Raw genomic sequence first — 13,758 nt, 5'->3', positions numbered from 1 at the left:
GACGCACCGCAACGCAGGCCCCCGACAGAGCAGCAAATCGACCGATGGCCAGTGAATCCCTATGGCTTTTCGGAGTTGTCGCGGAGAGGCCCCGCCCCAAGCACGAAGCCCCCGTCCCCGTACTTCTCGACGTACGCCACCGCCTTCTCCCGAACCCCAGGATCCAACGCCTCCCCCGCGACCAGCACCCGAGGCAGCAACCCCCGCTCACGGGTCAGCGCCCGGAAGAGAAAAGAAACCGTCACCTCGTGCTCAGGCCGATGCACGACCTCGACGGAATCCCCCGCCCGGACCTCCCCGGGCGAGACCACCCGCAGATAAGCCCCCGGCGCCGCGGCCTCGGTGAAGCGCCGCACCCACCCCTGCTCCTCCAGCCACCCGGCGAAGGTCCGACAGGGAATCCGGACGGAGGCCACCTCCAGCACCAGATCGGCCCCCACCCGCCACCGCTCACCGATCAGCGCACCGTTGACGTCGACCCCCTCGGTGGTGAGGTTCTCGCCGAAGACCCCACCGGGCAGCTCCCGCCCCAGCTCGGCGGCCCAGACATCGAGGTCCTCGCGGGCGAAGGCGTAGACGGCCTGGTGCTCACCACCGTGGTGGCGCAGATCGCCGATGGTGTCGCCGGCCAGCCCACCGACGCCGGGCGCGGGTGAGGAGACGGCGACCGCCCCCTGGGCGGGCCGCTTGTCGATGCCGGTGACGCCGCTGTCGGCGTCGGTGATGTCGGGGGCGTGGCGGGCATGGCCCAGGTTCACGGAGAGCAGCTTCATGCGCCGCACGGTAGCCGCAGCGCCCCCGCCCGGGCCAGGGGGTAACCACCCCCGGCCCGCCCGCCCGCCCGCGGCGCGGCAGCCCCCACCCGGTCAGTCCGCCACCGTCACCACCGTGGTGACCGTGGTGGCGGTGGCCATCCGGTGCCGCGCCCGCCCCATGAGCGCCTCGCGCTCGTCCTCCGTCAGCCCGCCCCACACCCCGTAGGGCTCACGGACGGCCAGCGCGTGCGCCGCGCACTCCGCTCGTACCGGGCAGCGCATGCAGACCTCTTTGGCGGAGGTCTCGCGGGCGCTGCGGGCGGCGCCCCGCTCGCCCTCCGGGTGGAAGAAGAGCGAGCTGTCGACACCACGGCATGCGGCGAGGAGCTGCCAGTCCCACAGATCGGCGTTCGGGCCCGGCAGGCGTGAGAAGTCAGCCATCACAAATCCCTCTGAAGGTGCGGACAGGGCGTCTTCCAGAAAAAGCCTACGTCTACTTACTAACTAGATGTAAATATTACTCTTCGCCCAAAACTGCTCATAAGCGACATGGAGGGCCGGTAAATCCTCCGATCAGGTCACGCGCACGAGGGCCCGACACCTGTCAAGGGCCCTGTGGAGTGACCGCCCCCGCGCGTAGAGTTCCGGGGAGGAAGCAGCGGAGCCCGGCGCCGCGAGATCGCCCGAGGCGCGCCATGAGGAGCCCCCGTAACTCTTTCGGGTGACCGTCGTTGAGAGTGCGGAAGCGGTTGAGAAGGCCGCCGGACCGACCGGTCCGGAAGCCCCATCGCCGGCCAAGACGCTTTGTACAGATCGCATCAGCCCTGGAGGCTCAAGGTGACGCGCATCAGCTCCGGAGGGCGGCCATGACATCCGTCCTCGTCTGCGACGACTCCCCCCTGGCCCGAGAGGCGCTCCGGCGCGCGGTCGCGACCGTGCCGGGCGTCGAGCGTGTGACAACGGCGGCCAACGGCGAGGAAGTCCTCCGCCGCTGGGGCGCCGATCGCTCGGACCTGATCCTGATGGACGTGCGCATGCCCGGACTGGGCGGCGTGGAAACGGTCCGCAGGCTGCTTTCCGCCGATCCCGGCGCCCGGATCATCATGCTCACGGTGGCCGAGGACCTGGACGGCGTGGCCCTGGCCGTCGCCGCGGGCGCCCGCGGGTACCTGCACAAGGACGCCTCGCGCGCCGAGCTGCGGGCCACGGTCACCCAGGCCCTCGCCGACCCGACCTGGCGGCTCGCCCCCAGGCGCCTGCGCTCCGCGGAGATGGGCGCCGCCCCGACGCTCACCGCGCGGGAGATCCAGGTGCTGGAGGGGATGAGCCACGGCCGCTCCAACGCGGAGATCGGGCGCGAGCTGTTCCTCTCCGAGGACACGGTCAAGACGCACGCGCGCCGGCTCTTCAAGAAGCTCGGCGCCTCGGACCGCGCACACGCGGTGGCCCTCGGCTTCCGCTGGGGCCTGGTGCGCTGAGGGGTCCATCGCCGGCCTCCGGGCGCCCCCGGGCGCCGTGCGGGCGACGACGCGGCCGTCAACCCGCCCGCTCTGCGGGCGGGCCGGCCGCTGCGGGCGGGGCGGGCTTCGCGCCCGATGCCGCATGCTTGAAGCATGAGGGTCCTTGGGGACGGTCCGGACCGGGAGGGTGTTGACATGGTCGCCGCGCCTGCTCATAACGCTTCGGTCTACAACGAAGATCGTCCACCGGCTGGTGTCTCGGATGCTCCTGGGGCAGGGCACCATGGACGGATGCGTGGCGACGAGATCAGGGCGGGGGAGGGAGCATCCCCCCGCTCCGGCGGCAGTCTGGCCGATCTCGTCCAGCTGGCCGTCGACGGTGACGAGCAGGCCACCGACGACCTCCTCGGCCTCGTCCACCCGCTGGCCGTGCGGTACGTACGCACCCGGCTGCGGCGGCTGCCGGGCGACGCGCGGCACTTCACCGACGACCTCGCCCAGGAGGTCTGCCTGGCGGTGCTCTGCGCACTGCCGCGCTACCGGGACACCGGGCGCCCCTTCGAGGCGTTCGTCTTCGCCATCGCCGCGCACAAGGTCGCCGACCTGCAGCGGGCCGCGATGCGCTCCCCCGGCTCGACCGCCGTCCCCTCCGACGAGATGCCGGAGCAGGCGGACGACTCCCTCGGCCCCGAGGAGCGGGCGCTGCTGCGCAGCGACGCGGAGTGGGCCCAGCGCCTCCTCGCCCGCCTCCCGGAGACCCAGCGCGAGCTGGTCCTGCTCCGGGTCGCGGTCGGCCTCTCGGCGGAGGAGACGGGCCAGGTCCTCGGCATGTCGCCAGGGGCGGTACGTGTCGCCCAGCACCGAGCGCTCTCCCGCCTGCGCGCCCTCGCCGGGGAGTGAGCGACCGGGGCGGGGCGCAGCCCATCTCCCCTGGTTTCCTTGGAGGTTCGGACAGTTTCGCGGTGGGTGGTTCGTAGCTTTCGCTCAGGGGCGGGGCGAAAGCAGGCTGCCGGGCCCAGTAGCATGGCAGTCCGTACCAGGGCAAGACCTTGCGAAAGGGTGTTATGAGCAGCCACGTCGACGAAGTCCCCGCCAAGTTCGCCACCATCGGGCTGACCTACGACGACGTGCTGCTGTTGCCGGGCGCCGCCGACATGGCGCCGCACGAGATCGACACCTCCAGCCACATCTCCCGCAACGTCAAGGTGAACGTCCCGCTGCTCTCCGCCGCGATGGACAAGGTCACCGAGGCCCGGATGGCCATCGCGATGGCCCGCCAGGGCGGCGCCGGCGTACTGCACCGCAACCTCTCCATCGAGGACCAGGCGCGCCACGTCGACCAGGTCAAGCGCTCCGAGTCGGGCATGGTCACCGACCCGATCACCATCCACCCCGACGCCACCCTGGCCGAGGCTGACGCCCTGTGCGGGCGCTTCCGCATCAGCGGGGTGCCGGTCACCGACGGCGAGGGGCGGCTGCTGGGCATCGTCACCAACCGCGACATGGCCTTCGAGCCGGACCGCAGCGTGCGGGTGCGCGACATCATGACGCCGATGCCGCTGATCACCGGCCGGGTCGGCATCTCGCGCGCGGACGCCATGGAGCTGCTGCGCCGGCACAAGATCGAGAAGCTGCCGCTGGTCGACGACTCCGGCGTGCTCAAGGGCCTCATCACGGTCAAGGACTTCGTGAAGGCCGAGAAGTACCCCAACGCGGCCAAGGACACCGAGGGCCGGCTCATCGTCGGCGCGGCGGTCGGCGTGGCCGGCGACGCCTACGAGCGGGCGCAGGCGCTGATCGAGGCCGGGGTGGACTTCATCGTGGTCGACACCGCGCACGGCCACTCGCGGCTGGTGGCCGACATGGCCGCGAAGATCAAGTCGAACTCCACGGTGGACGTGGTCGCCGGCAACATCGCCACCCGGGACGGCGCCCAGGCGCTGGTCGACGCGGGGGTGGACGGCATCAAGGTCGGCGTCGGCCCCGGCTCCATCTGTACGACGCGCGTCGTCGCCGGTGTGGGTGTCCCGCAGGTCACCGCGATCTACGAGGCCGCGCAGGCGGCGAAGGACGCGGGGGTGCCGGTCATCGGCGACGGCGGTCTGCAGTACTCCGGCGACATCGCCAAGGCGATCGTGGCGGGCGCGGACACCGTGATGCTGGGTTCGCTGCTGGCGGGCTGCGAGGAGTCGCCGGGTGAGCTGCTGTTCATCAACGGCAAGCAGTTCAAGTCGTACCGCGGCATGGGGTCGATCGGTGCGATGCAGACGCGCGGGGGCTCGAAGTCGTACTCCAAGGACCGGTACTTCCAGGAGGAGGTCAAGTCCGACGAGCAGCTGATCGCGGAGGGTATCGAGGGGCAGGTGCCCTATCGCGGGCCGCTGTCCTCGGTGGTGCACCAGTTGGTCGGGGGGTTGCGGCAGTCGATGTTCTACGTCGGGGGGCGGACGATTCCCGAGGTCAAGGAGAACGGGCGGTTCGTGCGGATTACTGCGGCGGGGTTGAAGGAGTCGCATCCGCATGACATCCAGATGACTACCGAGGCGCCGAACTACAGCCCTCGGCGGTAGGTGCGGGTTGCGCTGCGGGGGCTTCGCCCCCGGGCCCCCGGATCGCTGCTTCGCAGCTCTGGCCTCAAACGCCGGCCGGGCTGTATTGGCGCTTCGCGCCTCGTCCTCAAGCGCCGGACGGGCTGTAGGTGGTGCTTTCGCGCTGATTGGCTCTGCCGGGCGGGCTGGATGGGGTGCTTTCGCGCTGATCGGTTCTGCCGGGCGGGCTGGAATGGCGCTTCGCGCCATGGCCTCAAGCGCCGGCCGGGCTGGGATGGCTTTGTCGCGTGGGATGGAATGGTTGATCCCGGTGGGCCGCTCGGAGTCTGGGCGGGCCACCGGGATCTTTGTGTGCTGGGTTAGACGATCAGGGACAGCAGTAGGACGAAGATGATGCCTACCACCGAGATGATCGTTTCCATGACCGACCAGGTTTTCAGTGTCTGGCCGACGCTCATGCCGAAGTACTCCTTCACCAGCCAGAAGCCGGCGTCGTTGACGTGGCTGAAGAAGAGGGAGCCGGCGCCGATGGCGAGGACCAGGAGGGAGACCTCCGCGGTGCCCATGCCTGCGGCGAGGGGGGCGACGAGGCCGGCGGCCGAGATGGTGGCGACCGTGGCGGAGCCGGTGGCCAGGCGGATGCAGACCGCGATCAGCCAGGCCAGCAGCAGGGCGGAGATGTGCCAGTCGTGGGAGATGTCCAGGATCATCTGGCCCACGCCGATGTCGATCAGCGTCTGCTTGAAGCCGCCGCCCGCGCCGACGATCAGCAGGATGCCGGCGATGGGGACGAGGGACTTCTCCACTGTCGTGGCGATGCGGTCGCGGGTGAAGCCCGCCGCCCGGCCGAGGGTGAAGAAGCCGAGGAGGACGGCCGCGAGCAGGGCCACCAGCGGGGCGCCGATGACGTCGAAGACCCGCTGGACGCTGTTGGCCGGGTCGTCGATGACGATGTCGGCCAGTGCCTTGGACAGCATCAGCACGACCGGCAGCAGCACGGTGGCCACGGTGGCGGCGAAGCTGGGGCGCTTGTCCAGGTCCTCGGAGGGGCGCTGGGGTATCAGGCCCTCGGGCGGGGTGACGTCGACCCAGCGGGCGGCGTAGCGGGAGAAGAGCGGGCCCGCGATGATCACGGTGGGGACGGCGACGAGCACGCCGAGCGCCAGGGTGACGCCGAGGTTGGCGCCGACCGCGTCGATGGCGACGAGCGGGCCGGGGTGCGGGGGCACCAGGCCGTGCATCACGGACAGGCCGGCGAGGGCCGGGATGCCGATGCGCATCAGGGAGAAGTTGCCGCGCCGGGCGACCAGCAGCACTACCGGGATCAGCAGCACGATGCCGACCTCGAAGAAGAGCGGCAGCCCGATGATGCCGGCGATCAGGGCCATCGCCCAGGGCATCGCGCGGTTGCTGGACTTGGCCAGGATGGTGTCGACGACCTGGTCCGCGCCGCCGGAGTCGGCGAGCAGCTTGCCGAGTACGGCGCCCAGCGCGATGAGCACGCCGACGCCCGCGACGGTGTTGCCCAGTCCGGTGGAGAAGCTGGTGATGACCTTGTCGAGCGGGGCGCCGGCGACGGCGCCCAGCGTGAAGGAGCCGATGATCAGCGCGAGGAAGGCGTGCAGCCTCGCCTTGGTGATCAGCAGCACGATGACGGCTATGCCCAGGAGTACGGCCAGGGCGAGCTGCCCGTGGCCGGCGGAGGTGATGGGCTCGACGGGAGCCGGGGCCGCCGCCAGCATCGCGGCACTGAGATGCGGCATGGGGGTGTCCTTGTGTTCGGTCTCTACGGGTTGGTGGTGCGGGTGTTCGACCGCCCGTGGGGGGCGTGGGCGGCTTCTGCTACGGGTCCGGGAAGGCCCGGGCCCGTACGAAAAGGGGGGTCAGGCGGCCAGGGGGCCCGGTACGGCGGCGGCCGCCTGCTCGGTGACGGCCGCCGGGTCGGCGTCGATGGAGACGGCGACGCCCGGCTCGTCGGGTTGCAGCGGCTCCAGGGTGGCGAGCTGGGAGTCCAGGAGGGTGGAGGGCATGAAGTGGCCCCGGCGGCCCGCGAGTCGCTCGGCGATCAGCTCGGGGGTGCCGGTGAGGTGCACGAAGAAGACGCCCGGGCCCGCGGCGGCCCGCAGCCGGTCGCGGTAGGCGCGCTTCAGCGCCGAGCAGCTGACCACGCCGCCGGCGCCGGCCCGCTCGCGCGCCCAGGCGCCGATCGCGTCCAGCCAGGGGGCGCGGTCGGCGTCGTCCAGGGGGTGCCCGGCGGCCATCTTGGCGATGTTCGCGGGGGAGTGGAAGGCGTCGGCCTCGGCGTACGGGACGTCCAGCCGGGCGGCGAGCGCCGCTCCGACGGTGGACTTGCCCGTACCGGACACGCCCATGACGACCACGACGGGCTTGTCGTTCATCCGGGATACCTCGCTGTCTCCGTTGACTGCTCACCCACACTGTGGAGCCATACGTATTACTTATTCAAGACTCTGTGACGCAAAAGTCATACGTAATTAACGGTCGTGTCCGACAAAGCGGCGCCCCCGCGTAGGATGAACCCGCCATGGAGACCAGCCGGCAGGGCCTGCACGCCCGCCTTCTCGAGACGCTCGGGCCGGCGATCGCGGCCGGTGAGCACCCGCCCGGCACGGTGCTGCGCACCGACGAGCTGGAGGAGCGCTTCGGCGTCTCCCGCACGGTCGTGCGCGAGGCGGTCCGGGTGCTGGAGTCCATGCACCTGGTGGAGTCGCGCCGCCGCGTCGGCGTCACCGTACTGCCGCCCGCGCGCTGGGACGTCTTCGACCCGCAGGTGATCCGCTGGCGGATGGCCGGCGCCGACCGCCCCCGCCAGCTGCGCTCCCTGACCGTGCTGCGCTCGGCGATCGAGCCGGCGGCGGCGGGGTTGGCCGCGCTCCACGCCAGCGCGGAGCAGTGCGCCGAGATCACCCGGTGTGCGGTGGAGATGGTCGCCAACTCGCGCGGGCCCCGGCTGCGGGAGTACCTGGTGCACGACATCGCCTTCCACCGGGTGGTGCTGCAGGCGTCCGGGAACGAGATGTTCGCGCGGCTGGGCGACGTGGTGCGCGAGGTGCTGAGCGCGCGCACCGAGCACCGGGTGATGTTCGAGGAGCCCGATCCGGCGGCCGTCACCCTGCACGTACGGGTGGCGGAGGCGATCCGCGCCCGCGACGCCGAGCGGGCCGAGGCGCTGACCCGGGAGATCACGGTGGGGGCGCTGGCGGAGCTGGACGTCCTGGCGCCGTGAGCGGGGCGGTGGGGGCGGCCCGCAGGGGCGATACTGGGTCCGTACACCGAGGGAAGGGTTGGTCGTGACTGAGATCGAGATCGGGCGAGGCAAGCGCGGGCGGCGGGCGTACGCCTTCGACGACATCGCCGTCGTACCGAGCCGGCGCACCCGGGACCCCAAGGAGGTCTCGATCGCCTGGCAGATCGACGCGTACCGCTTCGAACTGCCGTTCATGGCCGCTCCGATGGACTCGGTGGTCTCCCCGCGGACCGCGATCCGCATCGGCGAGCTGGGCGGCCTGGGCGTGCTCAACCTTGAGGGCCTGTGGACCCGTTACGAGGACCCCGAGCCGCTGCTGGCGGAGATCGCCGAGCTGGACGAGCGCACGGCGACCCGCCGGATGCAGGAGATCTACGCGGAGCCGATCAAGGAGGAGCTGATCGGCCAGCGGATCAAGGAGGTGCGCGACGCCGGTGTCATCACCGCGGCGGCGCTCTCCCCGCAGCGCACCGCGCAGTTCTCCAAGGCCGTCGTGGACGCGGGCGTCGACATCTTCGTCATCCGCGGGACGACCGTCTCGGCCGAGCACGTCTCGGGCGCCGCGGAGCCGCTCAACCTCAAGCAGTTCATCTACGAGCTGGACGTGCCGGTGATCGTCGGCGGCTGCGCCACGTACACCGCGGCGCTGCACCTGATGCGTACGGGCGCGGCGGGCGTGCTCGTCGGCTTCGGCGGCGGCGCGGCGCACACCACGCGCGGCGTGCTGGGCATCCAGGTGCCGATGGCCACCGCGGTGGCGGACGTGGCGGCGGCGCGGCGCGACTACATGGACGAGTCCGGCGGCCGCTACGTGCACGTGATCGCCGACGGCGGCGTGGGCCACTCCGGCGACCTGTCCAAGGCCGTGGCCTGCGGCGCGGACGCGGTGATGATGGGCTCGCCGCTGGCGCGCGCGACGGACGCGCCGGGGCGCGGGCACCACTGGGGCATGGAGGCCGTGCACGAGGACGTCCCCCGGGGCAAGGTGATGAACCTCGGCGCCGTGGGCACGACGGAGGAGGTCCTGCTGGGCCCCTCCCACACCCCCGACGGCTCGATGAACTTCTTCGGCGCGCTGCGGCGGGCGATGGCCACGACGGGCTACTCGGACCTGAAGGAGTTCCAGCGCGTGGAGGTCACCGTCACCCACTGACGGAGCGCGACGCCGAGGGGCGGCCACCGCCGGGTTCCTGCCGGTGGGGGCCGCCTCTTCGCGTACGCGGCGGTCAGGCGCGGTAGATGCCGTGGTCGCCGATGCGGCGCCAGACCAGCAGCGGCTCGCCGTTCGGGGTCTTCTCCAGGTGGAAAGTGGCGCGGCCGTCGGGAGCCGCGAAGTTCCAGGTCAGGGAGTAGACCTCGCTGTCGGCAAGGCGGTGGATGCGCAGCCGGCGGGGCCAGGGGGGTGTGCCGGTGAAGCCGCCCGCTTCGATGGCCGGCAGGAAGTGCTCGCGCAGTGCCGCCAGGAAGAGCCGGCGGTGCTCGGCGGGGAGCCGGGCGAAGTCGCGGTCGAACGAGGCGAGGGTGCGGTACTTCACCGGCCCGGGGTCTCCTCGCCGCTGATCGATTCGAGGGCGGCCAGCAGGTCGGCGGCGGAGTCGTGGTCGCGGTAGCGGCCGTGCCGGATGTCGGCCTCGGCCTCACGCTCGGCGGCCTGGTGGCCGGGCGTGAAGAACCACATCTGGTCGACGGGCACGGGCAGCGCCGGACGCAGCTCTATCACGCCGTCCGCCCGCTCGGTCAGCTCGATCTGCGCACCCGGCTCGTCCAGCCGGTAGCGACGGCGCAGCTCGGCGGGGAGGGCCATGGTGCCCCGGCCCTGGATAGCGACGTAGCCGTGGTAGGTCATGCGACCAGTGTCCACCCGGTCTCGCAATACGGTCAAGCAGTAATGCCGCAATGCCGTAATGCCGTGCTACATGCCCTGCGAGACCCGCTTGGCCACCAGGTACGCCTCGACCGCCGCCACCGCGAAGAACGTCACGTCGTTCCCGCCGAGGAGCGTCTGGCGCCAGAAGGGCAGCGCCTCCTGCCAGGAGCCGGTGTAGGCCGCCGACGCCAGCCACTGGGTCAGCAGCACGCCCAGCAGTGCCAGCGGAACCGCCAGCAGGGCGACCCGGCGGCTGCGGGCCGCCGCGCCGGACGCCCTGCCGAGCACGGCACCCACCGTCACGCCCAACAGCAGTGCGAAATAGCCGAGTTCGAGGACCCGGTGGCCGGAGCTTCCCTGCAGCGGCCCCAGCAGCAGCGCGCCCACCAGCGCCGCCCCCGCCCCCGCCAGCAGGCCGGGCAGCACGCCGGGTCGGTGGCCCGCGGACTCGTTCCGCATCGTCGTTTCGCTCATCCGGCCCAACCGCCCGGCGCCCGCGCGCCCGTATCCGCGCCCGCCCCCGCGCCCCGGCTCACAGCCGCTCCGCCGCGCCCGCCGGCGACGCCCCCCGGGTGTCCAGCAGCAGCTGCGCCTTCACCGCCAGCCCCTGCAGGTCGTAGGTGCGGTGCTGCTGCAGCAGCACCGTCAGGTCCGCGCCCGCCACCGCCTCGTACAGCGAGTCCGCGCGCGGCACCGGATGGCCGTGCACCCGCCACTGCATCACGTACGGGTCGTGGAAGGACAGGTGCGCGCCCAGCTCCATCAGCCGCGAGCCGATCTCGTGCGCCGGGGCGCCCTCCAGATCCGCCAGGTCCGGCTTGTACGTGACCCCCAGCAGCAGCACGCGGGCGCCGCGCACCGACTTGCCGTGCTCGTTGAGGAGTTGGGCGCAGCGCTGGGTGACGTAGCGCGGCATCCGCCCGTTGACCTCCTGCGCCAGCTCCACCATCCGCAGCGGGTAGCCCAGGCTGCGGGTGGAGTACGGCAGGTGGTTGGGGTCGATGGGCACCCCGTGGCCGCCGACGCCGGGGCCGGGGCGGAACGCCTGGAAGCCGAAGGGCTTGGTCTCCGCGCAGCGCACCACGTCCCACAGGTCGATGCCCAGGTCGTGGCAGTACCAGGACATCTCGTTGACCAGGGCGATGTTGACGTGGCGGTAGTTGGTCTCCAGCACCTTCACCGCCTCCGCCTCGCGCGGGCTGCGGGCCCGTACGACCCGGTCGGTGATGCGCCCGTAGAAGACCGCCGCCGCCTCCGTGCAGGCCGGGGTCAGGCCGCCGATGACCTTCGGGATGTGCGCGTAGTCGTGGGTGCGGCTGCCCGGGTCGTGCCTGCTGGGGGAGTACGCGAGGTGGAAGTCGCGGCCCGCGCGCAGCCCCGAGCCCTCCTCCAGGATCGAGCGCAGGAGTCCCTCGGTCGTCCCCGGGTAGACGGGCGATTCGAGGATCACCGTGGTGCGCGGGCGCAGCTTCGCCGCGAGGGTACGGGCCGTCTCGCGCAGCGCCGTCAGGTCCAGGGTGTGCTCGTCGGCACCCAGCGGGGTCTGCGCGCACAGCACCGCGGTGCGCACCCGGCCCAGCTCGGCGGGGTCGCCGGTGGCGCGGAAGCCGCTGCCGAGCATCCGGCGGATCTCGGCGGCGGAGAGCGAGCCGTCCACGGGCGGGCGCCCGGCCGTCAGCTCGTGCACCGCCCGCGCGTCCGGGTCGTAGCCGAGGGTGTCGATCGCCGCCGTGGTGGCGGCCTGGGCGAGCGGGAGGCCGTGGTGACCGAGTCCGATCACGGCGAGGTCGGCGGGCATGCTGTCAGGCTAAACGCGAATATGACTGGTATTCAGCATACGAACCCCGGGGGCGGGGAAGTTCGCACGGGTGGCGGCAGCTCGGGGGCGGCCCCCGACCGGTGGCTTGCGGTTCGTGGGCCCGCGGGTCGTGTGCGCACGCTGGCCGACCGGCGCTCCTGCGGACAGAATCGACAGACGGGACAACGGCGGCACGTGGCGTCGGTTCCCCGGGCGACCCCCGGGCCGGCGTCGGAGCGGAGGCAGCGGTGAGGACAGCGAAGTTGGGGCCGGCCGAACGCGGTGGGGCTCTCGCACGGATGGCGGAGCACGAGCTGGACGTCCTGGTCATCGGCGGCGGCGTGGTCGGCGCGGGCACCGCGCTGGACGCGGCCACCCGGGGGCTGTCGACCGGGCTCGTCGAGGCGCGGGACTGGGCCTCGGGGACCTCCAGCCGCTCCAGCAAACTGATCCACGGCGGGCTGCGCTACCTGGAGATGCTCGACTTCGGTCTGGTGCGCGAGGCGCTGAAGGAGCGCGGGCTGCTCACCGAGCGCCTCGCCCCCCACCTGGTCAAGCCGGTGCCGTTCCTCTACCCCCTGCGCCACCGCGGCTGGGAGCGTGCCTACGCCGGCAGCGGCGTCGCGCTCTACGACGCGATGTCCGTCTCCAGCGGCCACGGGCGCGGCATGCCGGTGCACCGCCACCTCTCCCGGAGCAAGGCCCTGGAGGTGGCGCCCTGCCTGCGCAAGGACTCGCTGGTCGGCGCCATCCAGTACTACGACGCCCAGATGGACGACGCCCGCTACGTCGCCACGCTGGTGCGTACCGCCGCCTCGTACGGGGCCCAGGTCGCCAACCGGGCGCGGGTCGTCGGCTTCCTGCGCGAGGGCGAGCGGGTCGTCGGGGCGCGGGTGCGGGATCTGGAGCAGGGCGGGGAGTTCGAGGTCCGGGCGCGGCAGGTCGTCAACGCGACCGGGGTGTGGACCGACGAGACGCAGGCCATGGTGGGGGAGCGGGGGCAGTTCCATGTGCGGGCGTCCAAGGGGATCCATCTGGTCGTGCCGCGGGATCGGATCCACTCGAGTACGGGGTTGATCCTGCGGACCGAGAAGAGCGTGCTTTTCGTTATTCCGTGGGGGCGGCACTGGATCGTGGGGACGACCGATACCAAGTGGGATCTGGACAAGGCGCATCCTGCCGCTTCCAGTGCGGACATCGACTATCTGCTGGAGCACGTGAACTCCGTGCTCGCGGTGCCGCTGACGCGGGACGACGTGGAGGGGGTCTACGCGGGGCTGCGGCCGCTGCTCGCCGGGGAGTCGGAGGCGACCAGCAAGCTGTCGCGGGAGCACACGGTGGCGCATCCCGTGCCGGGGCTCGTGGTGGTCGCGGGGGGCAAGTACACGACGTACCGGGTCATGGCCAAGGACGCGGTCGACGCCGCGGTGCACGGGCTGGATCAGCGGGTGGGGCCGTGTGTGACGGAGAACGTGCCGCTTATCGGGGCTGAGGGGTACGCGGCGTTGTGGAACGCTCGGGCTCGGATCGCCGCTTCCTCGGGGGTGCACGTGGCACGGATCGAGCATCTGCTCAACCGGTACGGGTCGTTGGCCACCGAGGTGCTGGAACTCATCGCTGCGGATCCTGGGTTGGGGGAGCCTCTGTCGGGGGCGGATGACTATCTGCGGGCTGAGGTTGTTTATGCGGCGTCTCATGAGGGGGCGCGGCATCTGGACGATGTGCTCACGCGGCGGACTCGGGCTTCGATCGAGACGTTTGATCGGGGGACGCGGGTGGCGTTGGAGTGTGCGGAGTTGATGGCGCCGGTGTTGGGGTGGGACAAGTCGCAGGTGCTGCGGGAGGTTGAGCACTACGAGAAGCGGGTTGCCGCGGAGCGGGAGTCGCAGTTGCAGCCGGATGATCTTACGGCTGATGCGGCGCGGTTGGGGGCGCCGGAGATTGCTCCGTTGTAGGGGGCCTCCTTGTTTTGTGGGGTGGCGTTTCTTTCGCGTTGGGGGGCGGGGGCTTTGCGTTGTGGGGGCGGGGCCTCTCCGCGACAACTCCGAAAAGCCATAGGGA

General features: G+C 71.7%; 14 protein-coding genes. 6 read left to right on the top strand and 8 right to left on the bottom strand.

Annotated elements, in window-relative coordinates; translation table 11 throughout:
* Positions 1 to 59: 59 nt before the first annotated feature.
* Both ACFQLX_RS12065 and ACFQLX_RS12060 read right to left on the bottom strand, forming a co-directional pair.
* Positions 60 to 773 carry an MOSC domain-containing protein gene (locus ACFQLX_RS12065; protein ID WP_386414375.1) on the bottom strand — a complete coding sequence of 238 codons (714 nt, stop codon included), beginning with the start codon at positions 771 to 773 and terminating at the stop codon, positions 60 to 62.
* Between the two features lie 93 nt (positions 774 to 866).
* A complete protein-coding gene (locus ACFQLX_RS12060) occupies positions 867 to 1,196 on the bottom strand; it encodes a WhiB family transcriptional regulator (RefSeq protein ID WP_386414374.1) in 330 nt (109 codons plus the stop codon).
* A gap of 425 nt (positions 1,197 to 1,621) precedes the next feature.
* Here ACFQLX_RS12060 and ACFQLX_RS12055 point away from each other — a divergent pair, with 425 nt between their 5' ends.
* The 3 genes from ACFQLX_RS12055 (at position 1,622) to guaB (ending at position 4,785) form a co-directional block, all read left to right on the top strand.
* The gene (locus ACFQLX_RS12055; protein WP_003948568.1) at positions 1,622 to 2,233 is read left to right on the top strand and encodes a response regulator transcription factor; all 612 of its coding nucleotides are present in this window, start codon (positions 1,622 to 1,624) and stop codon (positions 2,231 to 2,233) included.
* Positions 2,234 to 2,506: 273 nt separating this feature from the next.
* Positions 2,507 to 3,115: a sigma-70 family RNA polymerase sigma factor gene (locus ACFQLX_RS12050; RefSeq protein ID WP_386414373.1), complete on the top strand. Its 609-nt coding sequence runs from the start codon at positions 2,507 to 2,509 to the stop codon at positions 3,113 to 3,115.
* 164 nt (positions 3,116 to 3,279) lie between these two features.
* Entirely contained in the window at positions 3,280 to 4,785 is a 1,506-nt protein-coding gene (guaB, locus tag ACFQLX_RS12045; RefSeq protein WP_386414371.1) for an IMP dehydrogenase, read from the top strand.
* 338 nt (positions 4,786 to 5,123) lie between these two features.
* Here guaB and ACFQLX_RS12040 read toward each other — a convergent pair whose 3' ends face one another.
* Positions 5,124 to 6,527 carry a GntT/GntP/DsdX family permease gene (locus ACFQLX_RS12040; RefSeq protein ID WP_386414370.1) on the bottom strand — a complete coding sequence of 468 codons (1,404 nt, stop codon included), beginning with the start codon at positions 6,525 to 6,527 and terminating at the stop codon, positions 5,124 to 5,126.
* Between the two features lie 120 nt (positions 6,528 to 6,647).
* On the bottom strand, positions 6,648 to 7,163 hold the full coding sequence (locus ACFQLX_RS12035; protein WP_386414368.1) for a gluconokinase: 516 nt from the start codon (positions 7,161 to 7,163) through the stop codon (positions 6,648 to 6,650).
* A 146-nt stretch (positions 7,164 to 7,309) separates the two neighbouring features.
* Between ACFQLX_RS12035 and ACFQLX_RS12030 the strand changes: the two genes are divergently transcribed.
* Together ACFQLX_RS12030 and ACFQLX_RS12025 are read left to right on the top strand one after the other, a co-directional pair.
* Complete coding sequence (locus ACFQLX_RS12030) at positions 7,310 to 8,011, top strand: FadR/GntR family transcriptional regulator (RefSeq protein ID WP_386414367.1); 702 nt, start codon at positions 7,310 to 7,312, stop codon at positions 8,009 to 8,011.
* A gap of 64 nt (positions 8,012 to 8,075) precedes the next feature.
* Positions 8,076 to 9,185 carry a GuaB3 family IMP dehydrogenase-related protein gene (locus ACFQLX_RS12025; RefSeq protein ID WP_386414366.1) on the top strand — a complete coding sequence of 370 codons (1,110 nt, stop codon included), beginning with the start codon at positions 8,076 to 8,078 and terminating at the stop codon, positions 9,183 to 9,185.
* A 73-nt stretch (positions 9,186 to 9,258) separates the two neighbouring features.
* Here ACFQLX_RS12025 and ACFQLX_RS12020 read toward each other — a convergent pair whose 3' ends face one another.
* From ACFQLX_RS12020 to ACFQLX_RS12005, 4 genes are all read right to left on the bottom strand, one after another.
* Positions 9,259 to 9,567 (bottom strand): hypothetical protein, encoded by a 309-nt coding sequence (locus tag ACFQLX_RS12020; RefSeq protein ID WP_386414365.1) that lies wholly within the window; start codon positions 9,565 to 9,567, stop codon positions 9,259 to 9,261.
* Positions 9,564 to 9,878, bottom strand: a complete 315-nt coding sequence (locus tag ACFQLX_RS12015) for an AbrB/MazE/SpoVT family DNA-binding domain-containing protein (RefSeq protein WP_386414363.1) — start codon at positions 9,876 to 9,878, stop codon at positions 9,564 to 9,566. Before ACFQLX_RS12015 ends, ACFQLX_RS12020 begins: the two co-directional genes overlap by 4 nt.
* A 66-nt stretch (positions 9,879 to 9,944) precedes the next feature.
* Complete coding sequence (locus ACFQLX_RS12010; RefSeq protein ID WP_386414362.1) at positions 9,945 to 10,358, bottom strand: hypothetical protein; 414 nt, start codon at positions 10,356 to 10,358, stop codon at positions 9,945 to 9,947.
* A gap of 73 nt (positions 10,359 to 10,431) precedes the next feature.
* Positions 10,432 to 11,697 carry a nucleotide sugar dehydrogenase gene (locus tag ACFQLX_RS12005; RefSeq protein ID WP_386414361.1) on the bottom strand — a complete coding sequence of 422 codons (1,266 nt, stop codon included), beginning with the start codon at positions 11,695 to 11,697 and terminating at the stop codon, positions 10,432 to 10,434.
* Between the two features lie 248 nt (positions 11,698 to 11,945).
* Here ACFQLX_RS12005 and ACFQLX_RS12000 point away from each other — a divergent pair, with 248 nt between their 5' ends.
* Positions 11,946 to 13,652, top strand: a complete 1,707-nt coding sequence (locus ACFQLX_RS12000; RefSeq protein WP_386414360.1) for a glycerol-3-phosphate dehydrogenase/oxidase — start codon at positions 11,946 to 11,948, stop codon at positions 13,650 to 13,652.
* Positions 13,653 to 13,758: the final 106 nt, after the last annotated feature.

The sequence above is a fragment of the Streptomyces polyrhachis genome (genome assembly GCF_042663125.1).
Lineage (GTDB): Bacteria > Actinomycetota > Actinomycetes > Streptomycetales > Streptomycetaceae > Streptomyces > Streptomyces polyrhachii.
The sequence above is the reverse complement of the archived record's forward strand: the minus strand, read 5'-3'. Positions and strand labels throughout refer to the sequence as shown.